Below are 24956 nucleotides of genomic sequence, written 5' to 3'. Positions count from 1 at the left end.
GTCTCTCAGGGGTTGGCGATGTCACGGTAGGCTGCGACGGCGGCCTCTGCGAATTGCGGGTCGTTGATATGGAACGGCAGCCGGACGATACGTCGCGCCGCCGTCGGCTTCACCGTCGCCTCGAGCGCTCTAAAGAGCGCGACGTCAGCTTGCGGATCGAAGAATGCACCGCCTTCGATGTCGAGGTCCGAGACGCCCTTTTCGGGAATGAGGAAACGGACGGGGCCGTAGCACAGATTGAGCCTTTCTCCGATCCAGTGCCCAATCTGCGCACATTCGGCCGACGTTGTACGCATCAGGGTGACGTTCGGGTTGTGGCGGTAGAACAACCGACCGGCATAGCGCTCCGGGACCGTCTCCGGCGCCCAGAAGTTCACCATGTCGAGCGCGCCGACGGAGCCGACATAGGGCAAGCCGGTGCGTGCAATCGCACCCAAACGGTCCGGGGTTGCAGGCAGGACGCCTCCAAGAAGCAGGTCGCAGACCTCGGTCGTCGTGATGTCGAGCACGCCCGAGACAAGCCCGCTGTCGGCAAGTTTCTCCATCGTGCGCCCGCCCGTGCCGGTGGCGTGGAAAACCAAGCAATCGTAGTCGGATCTGAGGCGCTCGACCATGGCGGTTACGGCAGGCGTCGTTACCCCGAACATGGTAAGTCCGAGGGCCGGTTTGGATGCCGTCAGCTCAGCGGGCCGGTTGACCATGGCCGTGATCGCCTGGGCCGCATTGTGCAGGATGACCCGGCTGAGCCGATTCAGGCCCACCATGTCGGTGACTGAGGGCATCATCACGATGTCGGAAACATCCACATAGGGAGCAACATCGCCGGACGCGAGCGTCGAGACCATTATCTTTGGCAGGCCGAGCCGCAATTCGCGCATGCCCGCAGTGATGATCGAAGTGCCTCCGCCACCACCGACCCCGATGACGCCGGCAATGTCCTGGCGCTCAATGACGAAGCGCGAGAAGGCAATGCCCATCGCCTCGACCGCTTTGCCGCGGTCGTCGCAGGCAAGCACGGCTCCAACACCTTCCGGATGGCAGGCCGCAACCGTCCCAGCATTTATATCGACGGCGGTCGCAGGCTCCCGTGTGCCGACATCGACACGCATAACGCACCCGCCCGCCGTCTCGATGCAAGCGGCCAGATAGGCAAGTTCCTCGCCCTTCGTATCGGCCGTGCCGACTACGTAGATCCGCTTCATTTCTCCTCCGCGACAGGGTGGATCCCCTCGGAGCCATATTCCCCCAGCTTTGGGCCAAGCGATCGACCCTTGCAAAATTGTGAGACGAGAGTATCATAACGGTATGAACGTCTCACGTCAACAGAACGGAATCGCCAATAGCGCCGAGCGGGGCCCGCGTGCCCGCACGCGGAAACTGATGCTCGATACGGCAACGCGGCTCATGCAATCGGGCATTACTCCCTCGGTAAGCGAAGTTGCCGAGGCTGCCGAAGTGTCGCGCGCAACGGCCTACCGTTACTTTCCAAGCCAGGCTGCGCTCGTGCATGCCGTGGTGGACGAGGCTCTAGGGCCCATACTCGACTGGTCATGCGAGAGACCCGACGCACGCACCCGCATTGCCGATCTGCTGGCGACCGCGATGCCGCGCATTGACGAGTTCGAGGCTACCTTCAAGGCGGCGCTGAAGCTTTCGCTGGACCAGTGGGCGCAGCGCCAGGCCGGCACGCTCGGCAATGAGCCGCTGTTCACGCGCGGCCACCGTGTCGATCTGCTGAAGTGCGTAACTGCGCCCCTGCAGGGCACGATGACACCCGAATCCCGGGAACGCCTTGCACAGGCGCTCTCCCTCGTCTTCGGCGTCGAGGTGCTGATCGTGTTGAAAGATATATGGGGACTGACCGCCGAACGCGCACAGTCTGTTGCCGAATGGGCGGCCAAGGCGCTCGTGGACGCCGCGATACGGCAGGCGGAGGGCGAGACATGACATCGGCAATCCTCCAACTTGAAACGAAATCTGGTTTTACCAGATTACCTGATATTTTTTTGTGTCGTTGTGCATATCTGTGATGCTGAATCAGAGTATCCAGCAAGAATATGTCGGGGAACGCACAATTACTGGGGAGATATGGCAACTGTTGCGGACGGGTTTTGGTGCAAGCCCAACCAAAGTGCTCTTGACGATAGCGAAATTTGGTACTACCAGATCAGAAAAATATCATCAGGCTTGAGATCTGAAACGGAGCGAAGGGTCGGGGAGAACCCCCAGCGCGAACACCACCCCACGAGGATCGGAAAGCCGGATCGAAAGGCCCGCAATGACGCGGGAAGCGTGCATAAATGGGAGGAAACGTTATGCGCAAAACTATGACCGGTCTGTTGGCCGGGGTCGGCTTGATGTGGGCCTGCGGAACGTCCGCACTGGCCCAGGAACTGACGATCTTCTGGGCCGAGTGGGACCCCGCAAATTACCTTCAGGAGCTCGTGAATGAATATGAGGCTCAAACCGGCGTGAAGGTCACGGTCGAAACCACCCCCTGGGCCGACTTCCAGACCAAGGCCTTCACCGAGTTCAATGCCAAGGGCTCAGCCTATGACATGGTCGTGGGCGACAGTCAGTGGATCGGTGCAGCGTCAGAAGCCGGACATTACGTCGATCTCACCGACTTTTTCAACGCGCACAAACTGAACGAAATCATGGCGCCGGCAACAGTGAAATACTACGCCGAGTATCCGTCGAACTCGAAAAAGTACTGGTCGATTCCGGCGGAAGGTGACGCCGTCGGCTGGTCCTACCGCAAGGACTGGTTCGAAGACCCCAAGGAGATGGAAGCGTTCAAGGCCAAATACGGCTACGACCTCGCGCCGCCGAAGACATGGGCCGAGATGCGTGACATCGCCGAGTTTTTCCACCGCCCAGGCGAAAAGCGCTACGGCATCGCAATATACACGGATAACTCCTATGACGGCCTCGTAATGGGCGTTGAGAACGCGATATTCTCCTATGGCGGCGAACTCGGCGACTATCAGAGCTACAAGGTCGACGGCATCATTAATTCAGACAAGAACGTCAAGGCGCTCGAGATGTATCGCGAGCTCTACGGCTTCACGCCCCCGGGTTGGGCCAAGTCATTTTTCGTCGAGAACAACCAGGCGATCACCGAGAACCTGGCAGCGATGAGCATGAACTACTTCGCCTTCTTCCCGGCACTGGTAAACGAGGCGTCCAACCCAAACGCCAAGGTCACCGGCTTCTTTGCCAATCCGGCCGGTCCCAACGGCGAGCAGTTCGCAGCGCTCGGCGGCCAAGGCATATCGGTCATCTCTTATTCGGACAACCAGGAAGAGGCGATGAAATTCCTCGAATGGTTTATCAAGGACGAGACTCAGAAGCGCTGGGCCGAACTCGGCGGCTACACGGCAAGCGCCAAGGTGCTTGAATCACCGGAGTTCCAGAATGCGACACCCTACAACAAGGCCTTCTACGAGACCATGTTTAAGGTCAAGGACTTCTGGGCGACCCCGGAATATGCCGAACTGCTGATCCAGATGAATCAGCGCATCTATCCCTTCGTCACTGCCGGCCAAGGCACAGCGAAGGAGGCGCTCAACTCTCTGGCCGCCGACTGGAAAGCCACCTTCGATAAATACGGACGCAACAAGTAGCGCGTACTCGCGGAGGGGGCCCTGCCCCCTCCCTTTTCATTTCTGCATCTCCGCGCCGAAGTGCGCGGTTCGAGCGGGCACGGCGCCCGGCATTAACTTCGCGCATCGTGATGCTCGTTCGGCATCCGGCGCCGAACTCTCGGAGGAGGAGAGTATTGGCCACCGCAGTCATGACATCGCTGGACACAAAATCGCCTGCCGCATCCCGCGGCATGAGCGACATCCGGATCCGCAATCTGTTCATCATTCCGACGATCCTGTTCCTGATCGTCTTCAACATCTTTCCGCTGATCTATTCGCTCGGCTATTCCTTTACCGACTTCCGTGCCTCGTCACACGCGCCGGCCAATTTCGTCGGCCTGCAGAATTACCGCGCGCTGCTGAACGACCCCTTCATCTGGTTGAACTTCGCCATCACCGCGAAATATGTGATCGTCTCCGTGACGGGGCAGGTGATCGTAGGCTTCGGCACCGCGATGCTGCTCAACCGCGACATTCCGCTGAAGGGTCTGCTCACGACCCTCCTGCTGCTGCCGATGATGCTCTCGATGGCAGTGGTCGGCCTCTTCTGGAAGCTGCTCTACGATCCGTCCTTCGGCATCATCAACTACACATTCGGCCTCGGCTCCTTCGAGTGGCTGTCGAATCCGGACATGGCGCTCTATGCGGTCGCAATCACTGATATCTGGATGTGGTCGCCCTTCGTGATGCTGCTATCGCTTGCCGGCCTCTCGGCCGTGCCAAAGCATCTCTACGAGGCAGCGGCGATCGACCGGGCGGGGCCGTTCTACACCTTCTTCCGCATTACGCTGCCGCTGGTGGCGCCGATCCTGATGATCGCGATCATCTTCCGTACCATGGAAGCCTTCAAGACCTTCGACCTCGCCTACATCCTGACCAGCCAGCCGACGACCGAGGTGATCTCGATCCGGCTCTACAAGATGGCCTTCCAGGAATGGCAGACGGGACGCTCCTGCGCGCTCGCCTATATCGTGCTCATCATGGTGCTCGCCATCACCAACATCTACGTCAAGTACCTCAACAAGGTGAAGGAGCGCTGAGATGGCTGCCGTCCAAACCCGCTCCGAACGCGCGCTGAACCGGGTAGCGATTGCTGCCGTGCTGGTCATCACGCTGATCTTCTTGGCACCGATCTACTGGATCACCTCGACGGCCTTCAAACCGCGCAATCTCGCCACCACCATTCCGCCAACCGTGCTCTTCGAGCCGGAAATCTCGCCCTTCGTGAAGCTCTTCACCAAGCGCTCCCAACTGCGCGAAGCGCCGACGCCGGAAGAATATGCCGCCGCCCCCTGGTGGGAGCGCATGGTGTTCGACGGCGGCGAGAAGATTGTCCGCTCCGGCCGCGGCGAGGTGCAGCTGTCCGGCTATCCGAACCGTTTCATGAACTCGCTGATCGTCGCCATCACGTCCACGGTGCTGGCCGTGGGCATGGGAACCTTCACGGCTTACGGTTTCTCGCGCTTCAAGGTGAAGGGGGAGGCGGACCTTCTCTTCTTCATCCTGTCGACGCGCATGTTGCCGCCCGTAGTCGTGGCGATCCCGATGTTCCTCATGTACCGTGCCGTCGGCCTCAACGACACACATTGGGGCCTCATTATCCTCTATACCGCCTTCAACCTGTCCTTCTCGGTCTGGCTCATGAAAGGCTTCATCGACGAAATCCCCAAGGAATATGAGGAGGCGGCACTCGTCGATGGCTACACTCGCATGCAGGCCTTCTTCAAGATCGTCATCCCCGAAGCCGCCACCGGCATCGCCGCCACCGCCGTCTTTTGCTTCATCACGGCGTGGAACGAATATGCATTCGCGCTGATCATGACCAATCGGCGCGCGCAGACCGCACCGCCCTTCATCCCGAGCCAGGTCGGCTCCGGCCTGCCGGACTGGACGGTGATTGCCGCCGGCACGTTCCTGTTCCTGCTCCCCGTGGCCATCTTCACCTTCCTGCTCAGGAATCACCTCCTGCGTGGCATGAGCTTCGGAGCGATCCGCAAATGACCTTCCGCGCCCTCAATCAGAAATATCTCGAACCCGGTTCGCAGTACCTGATGATCTTCGGCATCATCGCGCTGTGCCAGCCCTGGAACCTGTTTCTCCACCGCTACGGCATGACGATGACGCTCGTCGGCCTGATCGCCTTCATGGTGACGACCAAAATCCCGCGGGACGATCAACCAGACGAAGGCAGCCATTCATGACGCAGATCGAACTTCGCGGCATCCAGAAATATTTCGGTGCCGTCCAGGTCATCAAGGACCTTAACCTCGCCATCGACGACAACGAATTCATCGTGCTGCTTGGCCAATCCGGCTGCGGCAAGACAACAACATTGCGCGCCGTCGCAGGCCTCGAGACCATCGATGAAGGCGACATCCTGATCGACGGCCAGCCCGTGCAGCATATCAAGGCATCCGACCGGGACATAGCCATGGTGTTCCAGTCTTTCTCGCTCTATCCGCACATGACGGTCTACGAGAATATCGCCTTTCCGCTCCGAGCCACCCGGATAAGCCGGAACGATGTCGATACGTCGGTGCGCGAGATCGCTGGCGTGCTGCGCATCACCGGTCTGCTGGGCCACAAGCCTTCGGCGCTATCAGGCGGCGATATGCAGCGTGTTGCGATCGGCCGCGCGCTCGTGCGACGGCCAAAGGCCATGCTGATGGACGAGCCAATAGGTGCGCTGGACGCCAAGTTGCGCGAAGAGATGCGGGCGGAAATCAAGCGTTTGCATATCAAGCAGGGCTCCACCACGATCTACGTGACCCACGACCAGGTGGAGGCCATGTCGCTTGCAGACCGCATCGTCATCATGCACGAGGGCATTCTCCAGCAGGTCGGCACGCCGGAAGAGGTCTACTCGCAGCCCGCCAACATGTTCGTCGCCCAGTTCGTCGGCAGCCCGGTGATGAACATGGCGCAGGCGACCGTCAGCGAAACGGGCGGCCATGCCAGCGTGCAGGTCGGTGGTCGGGCAACGGGCTTCGAGTTTCCGGCCGCCCTTGCCAATCGCCTCTCGGACGCGAGGGCCGAAAACGGCAAGCTGACGCTCGGCGTCCGGCCTGAGGGCGTTCTCATCTCGCGCGAGGCCCGCGAGGGCTTCATGCCGGTCGAGGCGCATATCATAGAGCCGCTCGGCTCGCACGATATTGTCGACCTGAAGGTCGGCGACCAGCTGATCAGAGCCCGCACCAAGAGCGGATTCGTGCCCGGTCCGGGCAAAGCTGTATGGGCGCGCATCGACCCCGCCCAGGCGCATTTCTTCAACACGGCGACTGGCTCGTCGTTCGGGATCAGACTCTGATGGCACATATCGAACTCAAGGGCATTACCAAGACCTTCGGCAACCATACAGCGTTGAAGAACCTGAACCTCGACATCGCTGACGGCGAGTTCTTCGTGCTGCTCGGCCAGACCGGCGCCGGCAAGACGACGACGTTGCGCCTGATCGCTGGTCTCGAAAAACCGACGGCAGGCCAGATCTTCATCGACGGGCAGGACGTCGCCGACTGGGGTGCCGCCGAGCGCGACGTAGCTCTGGTGCTCCAGCAATATTCGCTCTATCCGCGCTACACTGTGCGGGAGAACCTGGAATTTCCATTGAAATCCCGCATCCGCCGCGTCGAACCCGCAGAGATCAAGGAACGCGTCGACCGGGTTGCGAAAACCCTGCGCATCGAGCACCTGCTCGAGCGCAAGACGGACCGGCTGTCGGGCGGCGAGATGCAGCGCGTTTCGATCGGTCGGGCCATCGTGCGCAAGCCGCGCGTCTTTCTCATGGACGAACCGCTTTCGGCGCTCGACGCGAAACTGCGCGAGGCGTTGCGGACCGAGCTGAAAAACCTGCAGATGAACCTCGGCGCGACGTTCCTGTTTGTCACACATGACCAGATCGAGGCCATGTCGATGGGCGACAAGATCGGCGTGTTGAACAACGGCCAACTCGTGCAGACGGGGACGCCGCAGGAGATCTATCGACACCCGGTCAACACTTTCGTCGCGCGCGCGGTCGGGTCGCCGCCGATGAACCTGATCGCCGGAACGCTTGCCGGCGGCGAGGCGGTGGCTAGCGAGGGCTACCGGCTGCCGCTCGGCAACGCTCACGGCGTCGTCACGGATGGTCGCCCGGTCACCTTCGGCATCCGCCCCGAGGACCTATTCCTCGACAGCGGTGCGCCGGGGGAAGCACGGGTGCACGACGTGGAGAATCATGGCGTCGAAAAGATCGTGACCCTGCGCACTGGCGAGAATTTCGTCCAGGCGACCGTGCCGGCGCAGACGGTGCTGCGGATCGAGGATACGGTTCGCTTTTCGTGGAATCCGGAGAAGGTCGTGCTGTTCGACAGCGGGAGCGGCGTCAGCCTGCGGCACGCGGGCTGACAGCATCGTCCGAGATGTCGCGAGAAGCCCGCGGCTATGCCGGAAACCGCCGGCGATAGTGCTCGACCACTTCGGGATTGCGCAGATTGACGGGCAGTTCGCCCTTCAAGACGCGCAGGACTTCGCTTGCCGCGCCCGTTCCCATGCGCAGCATGCTCTCGTCCGTAAGACCGGCGAGATGCGGAGTGACGATGACATTGTCGAAGCCGAAATAGGGATGGTCGAGCGGAAGGGGCTGGGTCGCGAAGACGTCAAGCGCGGCTCCGCCGATGCGGCCCTCGCGCAGCGCCCTGATCAGCGCCGCGTCGTCGATCACCGGGCCGCGCGAGACGTTGACCAGAATGGCACCGGGCTTCATGCGGCCGATGCGCCCGGCATTGAGCAGGCCGGTCGTCTCCGACGTCAGCGGGCAGCAGAGCACGACGATATCGGCCATCGCGACGAGGTCGTCGACCGGCACGAAGCGCGCGCCGTCCGGCACACCTTCCGGCGACCGGCTCGTGGCGACCACCTCCAGGCCGAAACCGAACTTCGCGATCCGGAAAATCGCCTTGCCGACATTGCCCATACCGACGATGCCCATGATGCGGCCGCCCAGGTCCGCCGCCCCATCCGCCTGGCCGCGCCCCGCCACCCAGCCCTTCTGCCGCAGTTCCCGGTCCACCAGGCGGAAGCGCCGAAGCAGGGCCAGCGTCACGAGGAAGACGTACTCGGCGACCGTCGACGCATTGACGGCCGGCACGTTGGCGACAAGCACGCCGGCCCGGTTCGCCGCATCCATCGGCACCATGTCGAGCCCGGCGCCATGGCGGATTGCAGCGCGAAGCGCCGGTGCATCCTCGAAGAAGGCCGGCGGGATCGGCGCGCGCACGACGACGATGCCCGCGCCCAATCCTTCTCGCAGCAACGTTTCTGGATCGGGCGCAGAGGCGACGCGCAGATCGCCCGCAGCCCTAAGCATGGCCTCGGCAGCGGGATGCAGGGGATGTGTAGACAAGATGAAGCTCATCGGCCCTCCTCGCCGGTTACGCCTATCCGGCGGCCACGGCAGGCCCGCCGATGAGACCCTTCCAATAGCTTTCAGCACCCTGAAGATGCGCGTTCATCAGCGCCTGGGCGAGATTGCCGTCGCGGACAAGCAGCGCCTCGTAGATGCGGATATGTTCTTCATGCGAGAGCCGGCTGCGGGCGGCATCGCCAAAATAGATCGGCAGGCGCTGCTCCCCCATCATGTAGTAGACGCTGCACACACGATAGAAGACGCTATTCTTGGTGGCTCGGACAATCTCCAGATGGAAATCCCGGTCCTCGCGCGCCAGCCCCGCGCCTGCGGCAAGCTTTGCCTCGGACGCGGCGAGGATGTCGCGCAGGCGCTGGTAGTTCTCTTCTGTTGCTCGCAAGCAGGCGAGTTCCGCAGCCTTGATCTCGTGGATCTTGCGGAGTTCCACGGTCTCGTAGATCAGGATCGGATCAAGCGGCACGCCGGCGCGGGCAAAAAGTGCCATGGCCTCTACGCTCGCCTCCGTAGTCGTCAGGTAGATACCCGACTTGGCCCGGCGCTCGACGATACGCATCGCCTCCAGGATCGCCAGCGCCTCGCGGATCTGGCCGCGGCTGACGCCGAAATGCTCCGCAAGCTCCCGCTCCGACGGCGTGCGGCCGTTGCCGCTCGAATTTGAGAAAAGATATGCCGCGAGATCGGAGAGGAGGGAATTTTCTTTCATCGTCACAGTCTTTGCGCGTGAGCCTCCAGGACCTTCTGATTGATCGTGAATCCCAAGCCGGGTTTATCAGGAATCTCTATCATACCATCCTTTACCGACACAGTGTCCTCGACAAGATCATGGATCATCGGATTGGCGCCGAGCGAGTATTCGATGACGAAGCTTGCCGGGGAAGCCGCGCACAAGTGCAGGCCGGAGAAGAAACAGGGCGCACCGGCCCAAAGATGCGGTGCGAAACGGAGGTTGAAAGCGCTGGCGAGCGAGCTGATGCGCATCGCCTCCGTAATGCCACCGCAGAAGGCCGGATCGGGCTGAAATATATCGGCGGCCCGCAGGATGGCAAGATCGCGGAATGCAAACCGTGTCGCCTCGCTCTCGCCCGCAGCGATCGGCACGTTCCCCGCCGCGCGCACCTCCGCCATGCCCGGCTTGTCGTCGGCGATTACCGGTTCCTCGAACCAGGCGAGGTCGCAATCCGTCACCATCTGGATGAAGCGCTTCGCTTCGGCAACCGTATAGGTGCCGTGCGCATCGACCATAAGGTCGACATCGGGGCCAATCGCCTCGCGGGCGGCCCGAACCCGCGACGCCGAGACATGCGGCGCACGATCCATCGCGCCGACGCGCATCTTGACCGATTTGAAACCGCCGGCGGCGATATAGGATTGGAGTTGTCCGCCGATCCGGTCCGCGCTTTCCCAACCACCCGAGGCATAGGCGGGCAACCTGTCCGCCTTGCGGCCACCCAGCAGCTTCCACACGGGGACACCGAGCGACTTGCCGAGAATGTCCCACAGCGCTATGTCGACCGCGCTGATGGCTGCGACGGACAGGCCACGCCGCGCGATCTCGGGCATGGAGTGACCCGAAATCGCCGCCATCTCATGACGCACGCCATTGTAAAGCATCTCCCATATGCTGGAAATGTCGGCAGGGTCACGGCCGATGAGCTTCGGCGCGACCTCGTGGTTCAGCATGTGGACCAGCGTGCCATAGGTACCTGCACTGCCGGCGGCATTCTTCCCCTCGCCCCAGCCGACGATGCCGTCATTCGTTTCAATACGCAGGATCGCAGCATCGAAGGTCGTCAGCATGCCAAAATCGCTGCGATGTTGGCGGCTCGCCGCTATGGGGATATTCACCCACCAGGCCTCTACGGTCTTGATACGCATGTGTCGGATCCCTCGCCCCTCACGACCCGCGGGCCGCCGGGCATTGTTCGTTACCTGATCAGCGGCAGGATCGTCTCGGCGGTGATCCGCATCTGATCGTCGTAGAACTTCTCGGTGAGCAGGCTTGAGCCGTGGTCCTGGATGAACTTCAGTTGCTCCGGCGGGATATCGACGGGGTTGCGCTCCACCATGTCGGGGTACTTGGCCGCTGGCGTGCGATCGACCGGAGCGACGAACTCGTTCGTTACTGCGCCGTCGTATCCGATCTCTTTCAGCGTGCCGATGATCTTTGGCCAGTCGAGCTGGCCGAGGCCGGCGGCGAAACGGTTGTTGTCGGCGACGTGGAAGTCGAACAGGCGCTTTCCGGCAAGCCGGATCGCCCCATACATGTCTTCCTCCTCGATATTCAGGTGAAAAGCATCGAGACAGACCCCGCATTCGGGGCTGACGGCATCGGCGAGCGCCAACGCCTGGGCGGCGCGATTGAAGAAATAGGTCTCGAAACGGTTGAGCGGCTCGACGGCAATGCGCACGCCCTTGTTCCGGGCATGGGCAAAACATTCCTTGGTGGCCTCCACCACCCACGTCCACTCTTCCTCCTCGGTCCCGTCCGGCACCACCTTGCCCACAGTTGCCGGTACAAGGGTGACGATCTCGCCCTCGAGTTCGCTGACCATCGTGATGACGCTCTTGACATAGTCCACTGACCTGGCACGCTGGCCTTCGTCCCTGGCGGCAAGGTTGCGTTCGCCGAGTGTCAGCGTGACGGCGCCCCAGCAGCGGACGCCGTATTCATTCAGCAGTGCGCGCGTCTCCTTGACGTCGTATTGTGCCGGCTCGCCGGATATCTCGATGCTTTCGTAACCATATTTCTTGATCCGCCTCAGCGTGACGGCGAGCGGTTCCGCCCGCATCCAGTTGTGTGTTGAAAGATGCATGAAGTCCTCCCAGGGATTTCCAACGCGCTCGACCGCCAATGGCGGCGGTACCGGTCACCTTCTCGTCAGCCAGATCGCCTCCAGCAATCTGGTTTGGCCAATTCTTGTTATCTGGAAGATCTAGCGTAATTTTTTAACCTATGCAAGATGGAGTTGAAAACGGCGATTCCTCTTGTTCTGCCGACGTTTAATGTTCATTCTCTTGCTCTTGCGCGAATTTGCGGACGATCCGAACCAGCGAATTGGCTTGACCGGATTTCCATATTTGGTATTACCAGATGAAGCGAGTTGCTAGGCGACACTGAAACAACGCGTGGCGCACACAGCGCCAGAAAGGAGGACACGTGAAGATCGGCATGTGTATGTTCCTCTGGACGACGAGCGTCGGTCGGAAGCATGAAGGGCTGTTGCGCGACATCAAGGATACGGGGTTCGATGGCGTCGAGATCCCGGTCTTTTCGGGCATGCCCGACGACTACCGCCGGCTGGGAGACCTGCTGGACCGGATCGGCCTGGAACGGACCGCCGTTTCCGCCATGGGCGACCCCTCAATGAACCTGATCGCCCCCGACGCCAGCGCCCGGAGACGCGGCATCGAATACATGAAATGGGCAATCGACTGCAGCGATGCGCTCGGCGCCCCAATGCTGAGCGGGCCCCTGCATTCAACCCTCGGCCAATTTTCCGGAAACGGGCCGAGAGCGGCGGAACTCAAGCGCTCGGTCTCCTCGCAACGCACGATCGGCGATCACGCGGCAAAGCGCGGCGTCACGATCGGCCTTGAGGCGCTGAACCGCTTTGAATGTTACCTGTTTAACACGATGGACGCCCTTGCGGCCCATGTCGACGCGGTCGGGCACCCGAACATCCGCGCCATGTACGACACCTTCCACAGCAATATCGAGGAGGCCGATCCCATCGGCGCCTTCATGCGAAACAGCGGCCGCATCGTCCACGTCCACATTTCGGAGAACGATCGCGGCGTACCGGGGCGCGGCAACATTCCCTGGGCGGAGACGTTCCGGGCACTGCGCGCGAGTGGTTACGACGGTTGGCTGACGATCGAGGCCTTCGGCCGCGCGCTCAAGGACCTTGCGGCCGCGACGAAGGTCTGGCGCGACTTTGCCGAGACGCCGGAAGTGGTCTACCGCGAGGGCCATCGCCATATTCGCAATGGATGGGACGCGGCGGCGTAAACGCAACGCTGCCCATCGATGTCCGAATTTCGATCCGAGAATCGGCTTCGCGACCGCGTCACCCAGTGGCATAGAAACCTTATTGGAACGCCGCGCCACAACCGGCAAGCTGCTGTTGAAGCGACTTCCTTACCTCCTAAGCTTCCATATTTTCTGTTTGGTCAGTGGGAATTCCAAACACACCGATTGGTCTTTCAAGGCCTTTGAGCATATAGGACCCCAAGCTCTTCACTTGGGTTTCAACCCCGGCCAACTTCACGAAAGCCTCCGAGAGCAGAACGGAATGTCCTATCTGCTTGGTAAGACTCTCGAGGCGTGACGCAATGTTGACAGCTGGCCCAATGACAGTGAAGTCAAGCCGCGATCGCGAGCCGATATTGCCGTACATTACATCTCCTACGTGGACACCGATGCCGTATGCCAGCGGTTCGCGCCCCCCTGCAGAATTCTCTTTATTCAATGCGGTGACCGCTGTTTGTGCTTCGCTGATCGCCTTGAGAAGATCGGCGCATGCTGTGGACTTGCTGAGCGGAAAAATCGCCAGAAGTCCGTCGCCCATGAATTTGAGAATTTCCCCGCCATGCTTCTCAATGGGCTCGGACATCGCGTCGAAATAGCCATTTAGAAGCTCGATCACGTCGTCGCGTGGCCAGGCGTCCGATATGGCAGTGAAATTGCGTAGATCGCAGATCAAAATCGCTGCTTCCACGGTCGATCCGCTGCCACGGCTGGTAGCGCCGGCGAGTATCTGTTCGCTCGCGTGTGGTCCAACGTAGGTTTCCAACAACGTGCGCGCCAGGCGGTTCTTGAGTCTGATCTCACTGACGAGAGCCAGCGCAGGCAAAACGTCAGCAAACAAGACCAAGTGTTCCTGGCTGAATCCTTGCGGCTTGTCACTGACGAAGCTGACCACGTGCCGCTTGCCCTGAGTATGGATCAGCGGCCACGCAACATAATCTGTAAGGCCCTCGCTACCCAGCTGCCGCCAGAGTGGATAGCGCGATGCGGCCTGGGTACCGTCATCGATACGTTGCCGCAACTCGCTTGCCCCCCTTCTGATCTCATATACCGGACTTTCAAGATATTCTGCAGTCTCTTCAACACCGTGTTCAAATGTGTCGATTTTCGCCTCCGTGATCCCCTTATGCCACAAGATTCGGGCACCGAACCATTGAGGATGCTGGATAGCAAAGTGGAGCGTTGCCCGGCCAATGGGGACGCCGGCATCTAGTAACCTTTCGCACAACTCTACAAAGATGTTGTCAATGAAACGTTCGTTCTGGGTTTCCATCATCAGCCAGTCGAGAACTTTTCTTCTTTTCGTCGGCCAGGCGCCGCTGTCATCCGCCGATGCCAAATTTACTAAAGGCTGCATGACCACGCTCCATTGATCTGAGTCTGAAAAAACTTGTGTGTTTAGCCCCATCAAAAGTTCGGACTACATGTGGCTTATCCAAGGATGAATTATAAGGTCTTGACGGCGACAATGCGCAGAAAATGCAAAACCGCGTGATCGTGCCGCCGGTGGTGGCCACAGCACTGATACTTTTTGACATTTACTTCGAAAGAAGTGCTGTTTCGCCTATGCGATCAGGAAGACGACGATTGCCACTACGAGATAAATACCGAGGCGGGTGTCTGAGCCTTTCGGCGGCCATGCGGGCGCATCCGCCCGGATCGAAAATTATCTCGACTTCCCAACTGGTATCTCTGGACAGGCTCTTGCGCGTCGTGCCTTCAATCAGGCGACGAAGTTTGGTGCCGAGCTTGCGATCCCACTGAGCGTCGGAAGGCTGTGCTGTCCTGGAGCTGCGTCGGAAAGCTTGCACGAGCGGTTACTGACGAGATCGTGGCAGTGCAAATTTTGGAAGGGCGCGTGCAAGCAGTGCTGTTGCTGGCCACGACGAAAAGATACGAACCACCGAAGGCCTGAATTACGGCATTCTTACATCGCGGTTCCAGAGGTTATGCGATTTTCGGAGCACATACCAAAACATCAGGCTGTTTGGTACTCAGTGGCGACAAGGAATGGGATTGTCGGCCGAAAACAAGCAAAAGCAACCTGGCAAACCCTTTAGAAGGGTAGGTTCCATGGCCGTGAAATTAAACATTCCCGGATTGCCGGTAGCGACGGCAGCCATAGCACTTTCGGAAACGACTACTTGCGCGGGATTTGCAATGCTGGAAATCCGCGCGGCCAAATTCACCGTTTGCCCAAAAATGTCACCGTCTCGCGGCACAACCTGGCCTGTGGCCAAGCCGACGCGCACCGGCAGGAGGCCGGCTTTTTCGGCCGATTCCACCAATCTAAGACAGGCGCTCAGCCCTGATGTTGGTTCCGGGAAAAGTATCATCACGCCGTCTCCGAGGACCTTAACCAATCTACCACCAACAGGAGAGACAATTTGCTGTGCAAAGGCTTCAAAGTGAGCTGCCTGTTCGGCTGCCTTCAGGTCCCCAAGTTCGTGCGTCAGTTTAGTGAAACCACAAAGGTCAGCGAAAGCAACGGTTGGTAAATCGACATCGGGCCGTGTTTCCAAACCGCTCTCGCAAAGAGCTTCTTGAATACGTGAGACAATATTGTCGAAGACCGACTCTTCCAGCAGGCGACGCTGGAGCATGAATAATACCCTAAACCCGATCCGTTGCAGCTCGAGTCGTTTGGCAGCTGCAGCAGAAAGCATCTCAAAGTGTGAAATTCCAGCATTCAGCATTCTCTCCTCGACTTCACTGCGGAACAAATCGCGCATTGTTTCCACAACGCGGTGTGTAGATTGTCCAAAAGCCCGCAATACTCTCGTCATTGCCAAGTCGGAAATGCCTAGTCGGCGGCATTCAGCAATGAGTTTGAGCAGCTCGACATCGTCCTCGCGCAGAGCCTGCTCTGCTGACAAACGAGGAAGGCCCGCGGCAGCCCTCAGATTATTCAGTGTCGTAGGAGTGACATCCAAACCCTCGAGCTCCCTCTCCATCGATGTCGTCGAGAGATAGACCGGGTCGAACATAGTCTGCGCAGCAAAGTCAAGCGCGAATACCTTGTTTCGAATTGCTTTGGCTAAGGTGTCTAGGGGTATGCCCGCTTCATGCAAGGCAAGTGCAACGCGAATCCTGTCCGCGTCTTCAAGGAGATAATCCGTTTTTCTCCCAATTATGCCAGCCGCCTCAAATTGTAGAAGCTGACCCTCTCCGCACCCCGTCAAGGCTGACAGAGCGGTTCGCGATAGATTGTGCATTGCCCTCAGCCTGATCGATACCGAAAGATGGCACCATAATCATTCTGCCAGGTAATTACAGTACGCCAAAGGAAGGAAGGACATCGTGGCCAGCCGCTGTGAGACTTTCGACATAGTCGCGGCAGCGCGGCGATACCTCCGCGCTTGGGACCGTAAAGGGCATGGAAGCGGCTGAGGCTGGCGTAGGGCAAGCAATCCACCCGCGAAAAGCCCATTATGGCGATGCCGTCTGCATCAAGGCGTAGATCGGCCGCAAGCAGGTCCACCGCCCTGTAGACGTCGTAGATAGGATTGAACTCGCCGACCCGCGACTGATCTGTGTAGATTTCGCTGTAACCGCGAGCAGTATAGCTGTGAATTCGAAGCGTCGCCACGCCGAGTGGCTCCAAGAAATTGGCCCAGTTCCATGGCCCCATTGCGCGCAAATCTCATTAGCATCCCTCCACACCTACCAAATCTCGTCGTATTGCCGAGTATGAGGTCTTTTGCAAAGCGGGTCCGGACGGTCGGCCCGGTGCGCAGCCGATCCAGGTTCGACAAAGTGATCGAGCCGTCAGCCGCGGCCTCACCGCGGCCGACGCACCGCCCGCACCACCCCGGCCGATGTGCTGCCGCAATAGAGGCGGTCGCCGCCATCGGATTCCAGCCCCGACACGCCCATGCCGGCCGGCATGTCCAGCTTCTCGAGAACCTTGCCCGATTGCGGATCGACGCGGCGCAGATCGCTCTGCTCGCCTTCCCAAGTGGCGTGCCATAGCTCGCCGTCGACCCATGTTACCCCGGTGACGAAACGGTTGGATTCGATCGTGCGCAAGATTGCCCCGGTCTCCGGGTTGATCTGGTGGATCTTGCGCTCGCGGTATTGTCCCACCCAGAGCGTCCCTTCGGCCCAGGTGAGTCCGGAATCACCACCGCCGCCGGGTGCCGGGATGGTCGCCAGAACCCGCCCGGTGTCGGGGTCGATCTTCTGGATCCGGTCGTTGGCAAGCTGGAAGAAATGCTGGCCGTCATAGGCGGTGCCGGCATGCGCCGCGACATCGATAGAGCGCTGCGCCTGCCCGTTTGCCGGATCGAACGCGTTCAGCTTCTCACCCGAAGCAAACCAGACGTTGTTGCCATCAAAGCTCACCCCATGCACCCTCTCCACATCCGGAAAGGGTCCGTATTCGCGCAGGATTTCGGCTGTTGACTGTTTCATGTCTCTATCCTCACTGAGATGGTCTGATGTCCTTTACTAACCGTTCGGCAGCGGTGCCGGGAGTAACAAGGTGGTCGTGAATCCCACCACAGGCGGCGTCATCCAGCGGCGCGCCCGTCCGTGCCCGAAAAACTGCACCTTGCCGGCCTCGCTAAGCTGCACCAGAGCCCGTTGTACGCTGCGCTGGCCGGTGCCAAGCGCCAGCGCCAGCGCCGAACTTGCCCAGGATTCACCGTCGGCGAGAAAGGCCAGCACCGCCGCATGCCGCTCCTCGATCGGCCGCGCCAGCACCACCACGTCGCGTGCCTCGCGCGGCGCCAGCGCGAATCCTTGGCTGGTCGCGCCAATATCGGCCAACCCCCGCAGCTCGGCGCGCAGCCGGCCGATCTCGACCCTGAGCCGCGCCCGGTGCGATTCATCGGCGTGCCTGCCGCCGAAGGCTTCGGCGATCAGCCTCGCCCTCGACACATCGCCCGGCCACGCTTCGGCCAGCATGCGTGCCAACGCGAACAGCACCGGGCGCGTTGCCAGCGAGACGATTGCTTGCTGCTTGCGCATGACATAGCGGAAGCTATCGACCACCAGCGCCGGCGACGCCTGCAGCGCCTCGACCTCCTCGAGCAGCAAGGGTCGCTGCTCACCACCCGTGATCAGCCGCGCCGCCGGCGTATCCAGCGCCAGGAATGCGCTGTCGACCTCCGCGATAAGACCCGGAATGCCGGCGCGGCGGGCGGCGTGGCTTGCCCACTCCAACGCCCTGCGCGCCGGCTTCGTCCTGAGGCGCCGCATAGCGATGCCGGCGACGGCGAGTTCGTGCGCGGCTCTCGAAGCCGGCGGAAGCGGCATCGGATCGAGCCCGGCCAGCACATCTTCGGCCTCGTCCAGACGGCCGATCAGCAGCAGGCGCCGCACCTTGAGGTGGCCGGCATGCGCGGCGTTCAGCCGGTCGCCATGCTTTTCCAGCGTCGCCCGCGCCGCGTCCAAAATCTTGGCGGGCCAGCCAAGGTCACGCGAGACTAGCGCTATCTCCGCTTCGGCGACCACGCATCTGGCACGCGCTACCGCCTCCTTCGGGCCGAAGCCACGCGCGGCCCGCCGCAGCAGCGTCTTGGCACGATCGAGGTCGCCGAGCTGCGCCATCGCAATGCCGCGCAGCGCCAGCGCCGGCGGGTCTTCGCGTAAGGCGACGCGATCGAGCGCGCCGAGCGGATCGCCCGCGGCCAGTGCCAGTGCCGCCGCGGTGATCAGCGAGTCCATTCAAATCCCGTCACACTTGTTACTCCCCCCCCAGCACTGCGCGCCATAACGTAAGTCATGGCCGTCAACCAGCAAGCCGCTGTGGTCATCGTTGACGCCAATATCCGCATTGGCAACCCCTGAGCATCTCAGGTGTCAATATTAAGGATCTCATAAGGGATAACTGACATGCCTGACTCCGACAATTTGCCTCTCCACGCGACGAACGACGCCGCCGAGCACGCTGAGCGGATGCGCCATCCCTGCTGCGGCGGGCCGGGTCCTTCAAATCCCGTCACACTTGTAACTCCCACCCCTGCGTTTCACCGCCCTATTCTAGCTCATAGTAAGCAACAACAGACTAGCAAAGGAGACGACCAATGATCGAGCACACCGCAATGAAGACCCCGCCGATCGTTTCAAGGCAGAACTGGGAAGCCGCCCGCGAACAGATGTTGGTGAAGGAGAAGGCAACGCTGCGCGCCAAGGATGCGCTGGCCGCCGAGCGTCGGCGCATGCCGTGGATGGAAGTCGACAAGGCCTATGTGTTCGAGGGGCCGAATGGCAAGGCGAGCCTGCTCGATCTGTTCGAAGGCCGCCGCCAGCTGATCGTCTACCGCGCCTTCTTCGAGCCCGGCGTGTATGGCTGGCCCGAGCATGCCTGCCGCGGCTGTTCGCTCGGCGCCGATCAGGTCGGTCACCTCGCCCATCTCAACGCCCGCAATACCACGCTTGCCTACGCCTCGCGCGCCCCGCAGGCTGACATTACGCGGCTGAAGCAGCGGATGGGCTGGGAGATGCCGTGGTACACCATCACGGACAGTTTCGACAAAGACTTCGGCGTCGACGAATGGCACGGCCACAACGTGTTCATCCGTAATGGCGACCGCATCTTCCGCACCTATTTCATCAACAGCCGGGGCGACGAGGCGATGGGCACCGTCTGGAGCTATCTCGACGCGACGCCGCTTGGCCGCCAGGAAATCTGGGAGGATTCGCCCGAAGGCTATCCGCAGACCCCGCTCTACTCCTGGTGGAACTGGCACGACAATTACGACGCCGGGGCCGACAAGACATGGGAACAAGTGTCGGCCGCCGGCGAGGCGGCGTTCAGGGATAAGGGTGAGCAGTAACGGCTATCCAGCTTGGGTTCCTCTCCCCACTCACCAGGGGCGAGGAACCAGTCCTGGCTGGCGTAATCATCAAGGGATTAAGACCATGAGCGATATCCATTCTCGACCGGGCAGCATGCCCTCCGAAAACACCGCCACCCTCAGCATCGCCGACTGGCTATGCCTCGCTGCCGCACCCACCTTCGCCGCGATGGGACTGCTCTCCTGTCTTCAGGCTGGCGATGCGGCCATGCTGTGCATGGGCTCCTCGCCACTCACTGGCATGGCGGCGATGTATCTCCTGATGAGCGCCTTCCACCTGGCACCCTGGCTAAGAGTGCTCTCCGGCCGGCAGGTCCGATAGGTCCAGCGCGCCGCCCAATTTGGACGGTTGTGTTGCAATTTTTTGAACCGACGCGGTTCGCGTGCTTCTGGACGGATTCAGGCGACGATTGCCTCGAATTGCTCTTTCAGTGTCGGGACAGGATTGAAGGCAAAACGACCCTGGCGCTTTCGCATCATTCCTACATCGGTGACCCCACCCCTTCGGACTTGGTTCACCATCAATGTCAAACCAAAGTATGACTTAGCCACCGGCTCGCCGTTTTGTACTACCCCTTCACTCCCACTCGATTGTACCGGGCGGCTTTGAAGTCACATCATAGACAACGCGGTTGATGCCTTTGACCTCATTAATGATGCGGGTTGCAGCCTGTCCAAGGAAACCCATGTCATAGTGGTAGAAATCCGCAGTCATGCCGTCGACCGAGGTTACTGCGCGCAGGGCGCAGACGAACTCGTAGGTACGGCCATCGCCCATGACGCCGACGGTCTGCACCGGCAGCAGCACGGCAAAAGCCTGCCAGATAACATCGTAGAGACCGGCCTTGCGGATCTCGTCGAGATAGACCGCGTCGGCTTCGCGCAAGATTTCCAGCTTCTCACGGGTGATGCCGCCTGGGCAGCGTATCGCGAGACCCGGTCCCGGGAAGGGATGACGGCCGATGAAATGCTCCGGCAAGCCAAGCTCCTTGCCGAGCACCCGCACTTCATCCTTGAAGAGTTCGCGCAGCGGCTCGACCAGCTTCATGTTCATGCGTTCGGGAAGACCGCCGACATTATGATGCGATTTTATCGTCACCGAAGGACCGCCGGTGAACGATACACTTTCGATGACGTCGGGGTAGAGCGTGCCCTGCGCGAGGAAATCAGCACCGCCAAGCTTTTTGGCTTCCTCTTCAAAGACTTCGATGAAAAGCCTGCCAATCGTCTTGCGCTTCTTCTCGGGGTCGGATTCGCCTTCGAGCGCACCAATGAACCGATCCTGCGCGTTCACGAGAATCAATGGCAGATTGTAATGCTCGCGGAACATCTGGACGACATCTGCCGCCTCGTTCTTACGCATCAGGCCATGATCGACGAGGATGCAAGTCAGCTGGTCGCCAACTGCTTCATGGATCAACAGGGCCGCAACGGACGAGTCGACACCGCCGGACAAAGCACAGATGACTTTCTTGTCGCCGACCTGCTTGCGGATGAGATCAACCGCTTTTTCGCGGTAGGCCGACATCGACCAGTCGCTTTCGATACCTGCGATGCGATGGACGAAGTTTTCAAGAAGCTTCGCCCCATCCGGCGTGTGCACCACTTCCGGGTGGAACTGCACGGCGTAATATTTTTTGGCCTCGTTGGCGATCGCCGCGAAGGGCGCGCCCGTGGAAGTGCCGACGACCTTGAAGCCATCGGGTATCTCCATAACCTTGTCGCCATGGCTCATCCACACCTGATGGCGTGTGCCCTTGGCCCAGACGCCGTCGAACAGCGCGCATTCTTCCTGAATGTCGAGAAAGGCACGGCCGAATTCGCGGTGATGGCCTGCCTCGACCTTGCCGCCGAGCTGGGCGCACATGGTCTGCTCGCCATAGCAGATACCGAGAACCGGGATATTGGCGTCGAAGACTTCCTGCGGTGCGCGCGGACTGCCGATGTCGACAGTGGAGTGCGGACTGCCCGAGAGGATGACTGCTTTCGGGTTGATGCGGTGGAAGGCTTCGCCTGCGGATTGGAAGGGAACGATCTCGGAATAGACGCCGGCTTCACGCACGCGCCGTGCAATCAGCTGCGTCACCTGACTGCCGAAATCGACGATGAGGACTGTATCTGGATGAGTGGGTGTGTTCATGGCGGGCCTTTAAAGCAAATGTCGAGTCGGCGCAATGGGTTACTGGCACCTACGACAAAAGTGATTCCGATCGTTCACAGGATGGATGAAGCGATTGCAATTCTGACGCGCTGACACATCTCGTCAGGGGATAGAACGTTCCAGAGTTGTGACGACCCATTTGTTTAAACTGACACCAGCTCGCCGTGCGGCAATGGAGATCGCCTTGTGGAGGATTGGCTCGGTGCGTACGATAAATTGACCGGAGAACGGCTTTTCTGGCCCTTCGCCGCGTTCGGCACAAAATGCCAGATAGTCTTCAATCGAATCGGCAAAAGCTTGCTTGAGTTCGAGTGCCGATGAGCCCTGGAAAGTGATCACGTCCCGCAGATTAATCACTTCCCCATGGAAAATATCGGCTTCTTCGTCAAACTCTATGACGGCTTCATATCCCTTGTAGTGCATCATGGTCATGGTCGTATCTCCGCTTCGGACAAGAACCGCCGCACCGATTTGACTGCTCCCTTATCCGTTTCCTTTTGCGGATGCGGCCGGTGAAAAACCGCACGGATGCCATTCAAGCTGACTCGCACTCGTGATCCCTCCCCTTCACTTACATCTGCCCGACACGCGACCAGGATCGAACAGGGTCGGCAAAAATAGCCGCAAGTGTAGCCCGATGGTTCTTGCTCAAATTCATATAGTAGTATCACTTTTCAGTATCAATAAAAATATAGAAAAAATCTTAGATAATAATCGTTCCATCCTCAATCGCTGCAGCCATCGCCTCGACTGCCACTGCCAGTTTTTGATCGATGACGTGGAGATACTCCTTCCAGTCATCCACATGACGAAGGTCCGCCGAGCCATCTGAAATGCCGCGCAAGCCGACGAGCGGCAGCTCGAAGCGCTGGCATGCGCGCAGCACGGCGAACGTTTCCATCTCCACCATATCCGCATCGATTTGATCATAGGCGCTGCCGGAAACGATGTTGGCGCCGGTCGATAGCGAAGCTTCCTTGACGCCGGGTATGCGATAGCCAAGCGGGACGATAACCGGCAAATCCAGAAACGGCGTTGCGCCTTTCTTGAACCCAAGCGCAGAAGCATCCATGTCGCGGTACGAAACGCTGGTGACCTGGTAAACTTCCGTCTGTTCGAGTGTGCGCGAACCGGCTGAACCCAGCGATACGACAAGATCCGGCAGCGCGCCGTTTGCGGCAAGGCTCGCCAGCGTCGCCGACACGCTTACAGCGGCCTCCACCGGCCCCACACCGGTAATCAGCGGTGTGAACAGCCGCTGCAGATACGGGCCGTATTCCGCATCCACAGCCATGACAAAAAGGACGCGTTTCCCGCCGATCATCGTTACATCCTCGAACATATCAGCCTGCACGCCTATTCTCTATCTCCAGGAATGATGCGGCCAGTTTCTATCTTTATTTTTGCCGCCCGAGAACTGAAATGAAAAAACCATCGGTCGAGGTGGATAACGGGGAAAGAATTGTTGTTCCGCCTTTAAACAGCGGCTTCAATCCCGACTCTGTGGACACTGCCTGGTCCCATAAGGGTTGCGTATCGACGGCACTGTATCCGCTGTTGGCATCAAGGAAAGCTGCGACCTGGTCGCCGTTTTCTGGCGCGAACAGCGAACAGGTTATGTAGACGAGCCGGCCGCCCGGTTTCACGTAAGCCTTCGCCGCGTCTAAAACCTCGCGTTGCTCCACTTCGCGGCGCTCGAGCTGCTGGTCGCTGAGGCGCCACTTGGCGTCAGGCCTGCGCCGCCATGTGCCGGAACCGGTGCATGGCGCATCGACCAGAACCATATCCATCTGGCCTTCGAGTGGGGCAAGATCGTTGATATTGGCATGGGCCTGCGCATTGCGTACCCCTGCCCGTTTCAGCCGGTCGAAAATGGGTGCAAGGCGAGCGCGCTCGGCATCATAGGCATGGATCTGCCCCTTGTTGCCCATCTCTGCCGCAAGTGCCAAGGTCTTGCCCCCCGCCCCGGCGCAATAGTCGAGCACCTGTTCGCCAGCCTTAGCGTTTGAGAGTTTCGCCGCGAGCTGCGAGCCGAGATCCTGTACTTCGAACAGGCCGCGCTGGAAGGCGGGTTCCGCCTGTACGTTCGGATGGCGACCCATGGCGCGCAGAGGCGGGACGCGCACCGCAGTTTCCAGCAAGGGCGCGGGATTGGCACCAGCACGCGCGAGTTCCTTTAGAACCTTGTCGCGATCGGCTTTGAGCGTATTGACCCGCAGGTCGACCGGTGGGCGGTCGCTGAGGGCTGCCGCTTCCTCGACCCATCTGTCGCCAAAGATCGCCTGGAAATGCGGAATGCACCATTCCGGAACGTCGGCGCGAATATGATCTGGTGCGGAATTGAGATCGCGACCAGCCCAGACCGCCATGCGTTCGGCTTCCAGCGGTTCCGGCGCGAATTTATCACCTTCGAGAGCGACATTGATATCCTCGATGTCGAGTTCCGCATCGGAAAGCAGGACACCAAAGGCGATATGACGCGCTGCGTCGCTATCCATGCGCCAGGCAAGCGACAGTTTCCGCCTGAGGGCGTCATAGACGATATTGCCGATGACCGCGCGATCACCCGCACCGGCAAAGCGGTGCGATAATCCCCAATCCTTCAAGGCGTCGGAAGCCGGCCGCTTGCGATTTTCAATATCGTCCAGAACTTCGATTGCCGCCTGCAGGCGTCCACCAAGTCGCATATGCATTCCTTTTTCTTATCAAGAGTGTCGCATACATGGGCCCGGCAAGAAAAGAAAGCCGGAGCATGGAGCCCCGGCTTTCTGATTTGTTCGTTCTCTTATGGATATGGCGCCAACGGTGGCGCTTCTTACCCTCCCCCTTGTAGGGAGGGAGGCTGCGTCAGCAGCAGGGAGGGGTTTATTGGTCAGAAAAAAGAAAGACCCCTCCCCGTCGCTTTGCTCTGCCC

26 protein-coding genes and 1 pseudogene are annotated in these 24956 nt (G+C 60.1%); 12 read left to right on the top strand and 15 right to left on the bottom strand.

Annotation, left to right across the window (positions count from 1 at the left end; genetic code table 11):
- Positions 1-5: 5 nt before the first annotated feature.
- Positions 6-1202, bottom strand: coding sequence for a Tm-1-like ATP-binding domain-containing protein (locus C7476_RS03025; RefSeq protein WP_114428391.1), 1197 nt, complete (start codon positions 1200-1202; stop codon positions 6-8).
- Positions 1203-1305: 103 nt separating this feature from the next.
- On the opposite strand from C7476_RS03025, the gene C7476_RS03020 reads away from it, so the two are divergent.
- From C7476_RS03020 to C7476_RS02990, 7 genes are all read left to right on the top strand, one after another.
- Positions 1306-1947, top strand: a complete 642-nt coding sequence (locus tag C7476_RS03020; protein ID WP_114428390.1) for a TetR/AcrR family transcriptional regulator — start codon at positions 1306-1308, stop codon at positions 1945-1947.
- Positions 1948-2315: 368 nt separating this feature from the next.
- The gene (locus C7476_RS03015) at positions 2316-3626 is read left to right on the top strand and encodes an ABC transporter substrate-binding protein (RefSeq protein WP_114428389.1); all 1311 of its coding nucleotides are present in this window, start codon (positions 2316-2318) and stop codon (positions 3624-3626) included.
- Positions 3627-3781: 155 nt separating this feature from the next.
- A complete protein-coding gene (locus C7476_RS03010; protein ID WP_114428388.1) occupies positions 3782-4687 on the top strand; it encodes a carbohydrate ABC transporter permease in 906 nt (301 codons plus the stop codon).
- A 1-nt stretch (position 4688) separates the two neighbouring features.
- Positions 4689-5648 carry a carbohydrate ABC transporter permease gene (locus C7476_RS03005; RefSeq protein WP_114428387.1) on the top strand — a complete coding sequence of 320 codons (960 nt, stop codon included), beginning with the start codon at positions 4689-4691 and terminating at the stop codon, positions 5646-5648.
- Positions 5645-5848 carry a hypothetical protein gene (locus tag C7476_RS03000; RefSeq protein ID WP_114428386.1) on the top strand — a complete coding sequence of 68 codons (204 nt, stop codon included), beginning with the start codon at positions 5645-5647 and terminating at the stop codon, positions 5846-5848. Before C7476_RS03005 ends, C7476_RS03000 begins: the two co-directional genes overlap by 4 nt.
- Positions 5845-6954 carry an ABC transporter ATP-binding protein gene (locus C7476_RS02995; protein WP_114428385.1) on the top strand — a complete coding sequence of 370 codons (1110 nt, stop codon included), beginning with the start codon at positions 5845-5847 and terminating at the stop codon, positions 6952-6954. The genes C7476_RS03000 and C7476_RS02995 overlap by 4 nt, the downstream gene beginning before the upstream one ends.
- Positions 6954-8030, top strand: a complete 1077-nt coding sequence (locus C7476_RS02990) for an ABC transporter ATP-binding protein (protein WP_114428384.1) — start codon at positions 6954-6956, stop codon at positions 8028-8030. Before C7476_RS02995 ends, C7476_RS02990 begins: the two co-directional genes overlap by 1 nt.
- A gap of 34 nt (positions 8031-8064) precedes the next feature.
- Here the strand turns inward: C7476_RS02990 and C7476_RS02985 are convergent, their stop codons facing one another.
- Genes C7476_RS02985 through C7476_RS02970 form a run of 4 tightly spaced genes read right to left on the bottom strand, consistent with a single transcriptional unit; the run spans position 8065 to position 11864 of the window.
- Complete coding sequence (locus tag C7476_RS02985; RefSeq protein WP_114428383.1) at positions 8065-9039, bottom strand: NAD(P)-dependent oxidoreductase; 975 nt, start codon at positions 9037-9039, stop codon at positions 8065-8067.
- 22 nt (positions 9040-9061) lie between these two features.
- Complete coding sequence (locus C7476_RS02980; protein WP_114428382.1) at positions 9062-9754, bottom strand: FadR/GntR family transcriptional regulator; 693 nt, start codon at positions 9752-9754, stop codon at positions 9062-9064.
- A 2-nt stretch (positions 9755-9756) separates the two neighbouring features.
- Positions 9757-10926: a mandelate racemase/muconate lactonizing enzyme family protein gene (locus tag C7476_RS02975; protein ID WP_114428381.1), complete on the bottom strand. Its 1170-nt coding sequence runs from the start codon at positions 10924-10926 to the stop codon at positions 9757-9759.
- Positions 10927-10976: 50 nt separating this feature from the next.
- Positions 10977-11864 (bottom strand): sugar phosphate isomerase/epimerase family protein, encoded by an 888-nt coding sequence (locus C7476_RS02970; RefSeq protein ID WP_114428380.1) that lies wholly within the window; start codon positions 11862-11864, stop codon positions 10977-10979.
- On the opposite strand from C7476_RS02970, the gene C7476_RS29065 reads away from it, so the two are divergent.
- Together C7476_RS29065 and C7476_RS02965 are read left to right on the top strand one after the other, a co-directional pair.
- On the top strand, positions 11863-11988 hold the full coding sequence (locus C7476_RS29065) for a hypothetical protein (RefSeq protein ID WP_281032667.1): 126 nt from the start codon (positions 11863-11865) through the stop codon (positions 11986-11988). The two genes, C7476_RS02970 and C7476_RS29065, sit on opposite strands and share 2 nt — an antisense overlap.
- Before the next feature lie 220 nt (positions 11989-12208).
- Entirely contained in the window at positions 12209-13060 is an 852-nt protein-coding gene (locus C7476_RS02965; protein ID WP_114428379.1) for a sugar phosphate isomerase/epimerase family protein, read from the top strand.
- A gap of 136 nt (positions 13061-13196) precedes the next feature.
- Here the strand turns inward: C7476_RS02965 and C7476_RS02960 are convergent, their stop codons facing one another.
- A complete protein-coding gene (locus C7476_RS02960; RefSeq protein ID WP_114428378.1) occupies positions 13197-14435 on the bottom strand; it encodes an adenylate/guanylate cyclase domain-containing protein in 1239 nt (412 codons plus the stop codon).
- A gap of 271 nt (positions 14436-14706) precedes the next feature.
- Here C7476_RS02960 and C7476_RS29325 point away from each other — a divergent pair.
- A pseudogene (locus C7476_RS29325) lies at positions 14707-14862 on the top strand (thioredoxin reductase); the annotation flags it as partial.
- A gap of 210 nt (positions 14863-15072) precedes the next feature.
- Here the strand turns inward: C7476_RS29325 and C7476_RS02950 are convergent.
- From C7476_RS02950 to C7476_RS02935, 4 genes are all read right to left on the bottom strand, one after another.
- A complete protein-coding gene (locus C7476_RS02950) occupies positions 15073-16293 on the bottom strand; it encodes an adenylate/guanylate cyclase domain-containing protein (protein ID WP_114428376.1) in 1221 nt (406 codons plus the stop codon).
- A gap of 5 nt (positions 16294-16298) precedes the next feature.
- The gene (locus C7476_RS02945) at positions 16299-16667 is read right to left on the bottom strand and encodes a hypothetical protein (RefSeq protein ID WP_147274604.1); all 369 of its coding nucleotides are present in this window, start codon (positions 16665-16667) and stop codon (positions 16299-16301) included.
- A 191-nt stretch (positions 16668-16858) separates the two neighbouring features.
- Positions 16859-17491: a Vgb family protein gene (locus C7476_RS02940; RefSeq protein WP_114428374.1), complete on the bottom strand. Its 633-nt coding sequence runs from the start codon at positions 17489-17491 to the stop codon at positions 16859-16861.
- Positions 17492-17527: 36 nt separating this feature from the next.
- Positions 17528-18748: a helix-turn-helix domain-containing protein gene (locus C7476_RS02935; RefSeq protein WP_114428373.1), complete on the bottom strand. Its 1221-nt coding sequence runs from the start codon at positions 18746-18748 to the stop codon at positions 17528-17530.
- A gap of 359 nt (positions 18749-19107) precedes the next feature.
- Between C7476_RS02935 and C7476_RS02930 the strand changes: the two genes are divergently transcribed.
- Both C7476_RS02930 and C7476_RS02925 read left to right on the top strand, forming a co-directional pair.
- On the top strand, positions 19108-19860 hold the full coding sequence (locus C7476_RS02930; RefSeq protein WP_114428372.1) for a DUF899 domain-containing protein: 753 nt from the start codon (positions 19108-19110) through the stop codon (positions 19858-19860).
- An 85-nt stretch (positions 19861-19945) separates the two neighbouring features.
- Positions 19946-20203 carry a hypothetical protein gene (locus tag C7476_RS02925; RefSeq protein WP_114428371.1) on the top strand — a complete coding sequence of 86 codons (258 nt, stop codon included), beginning with the start codon at positions 19946-19948 and terminating at the stop codon, positions 20201-20203.
- Between the two features lie 255 nt (positions 20204-20458).
- Here the strand turns inward: C7476_RS02925 and guaA are convergent, their stop codons facing one another.
- The 5 genes from guaA to C7476_RS02900 form a co-directional block, all read right to left on the bottom strand.
- Complete coding sequence (gene guaA / locus C7476_RS02920; protein WP_114428370.1) at positions 20459-22021, bottom strand: glutamine-hydrolyzing GMP synthase; 1563 nt, start codon at positions 22019-22021, stop codon at positions 20459-20461.
- A gap of 123 nt (positions 22022-22144) precedes the next feature.
- Entirely contained in the window at positions 22145-22474 is a 330-nt protein-coding gene (locus C7476_RS02915) for a type II toxin-antitoxin system HicB family antitoxin (RefSeq protein WP_181872329.1), read from the bottom strand.
- On the bottom strand, positions 22471-22593 hold the full coding sequence (locus tag C7476_RS29320) for a type II toxin-antitoxin system HicA family toxin (protein WP_245426048.1): 123 nt from the start codon (positions 22591-22593) through the stop codon (positions 22471-22473). Before C7476_RS29320 ends, C7476_RS02915 begins: the two co-directional genes overlap by 4 nt.
- A 152-nt stretch (positions 22594-22745) precedes the next feature.
- Positions 22746-23384 (bottom strand): 5'-methylthioadenosine/S-adenosylhomocysteine nucleosidase, encoded by a 639-nt coding sequence (locus C7476_RS02905; RefSeq protein WP_114428368.1) that lies wholly within the window; start codon positions 23382-23384, stop codon positions 22746-22748.
- 55 nt (positions 23385-23439) lie between these two features.
- Entirely contained in the window at positions 23440-24729 is a 1290-nt protein-coding gene (locus tag C7476_RS02900) for an RsmB/NOP family class I SAM-dependent RNA methyltransferase (RefSeq protein ID WP_114428367.1), read from the bottom strand.
- Positions 24730-24956: the final 227 nt, after the last annotated feature.

It is taken from the genome of Phyllobacterium bourgognense (assembly GCF_003337575.1).
Lineage (GTDB): Bacteria > Pseudomonadota > Alphaproteobacteria > Rhizobiales > Rhizobiaceae > Phyllobacterium > Phyllobacterium bourgognense.
The sequence above is the reverse complement of the archived record's forward strand: the minus strand, read 5'-3'. Positions and strand labels throughout refer to the sequence as shown.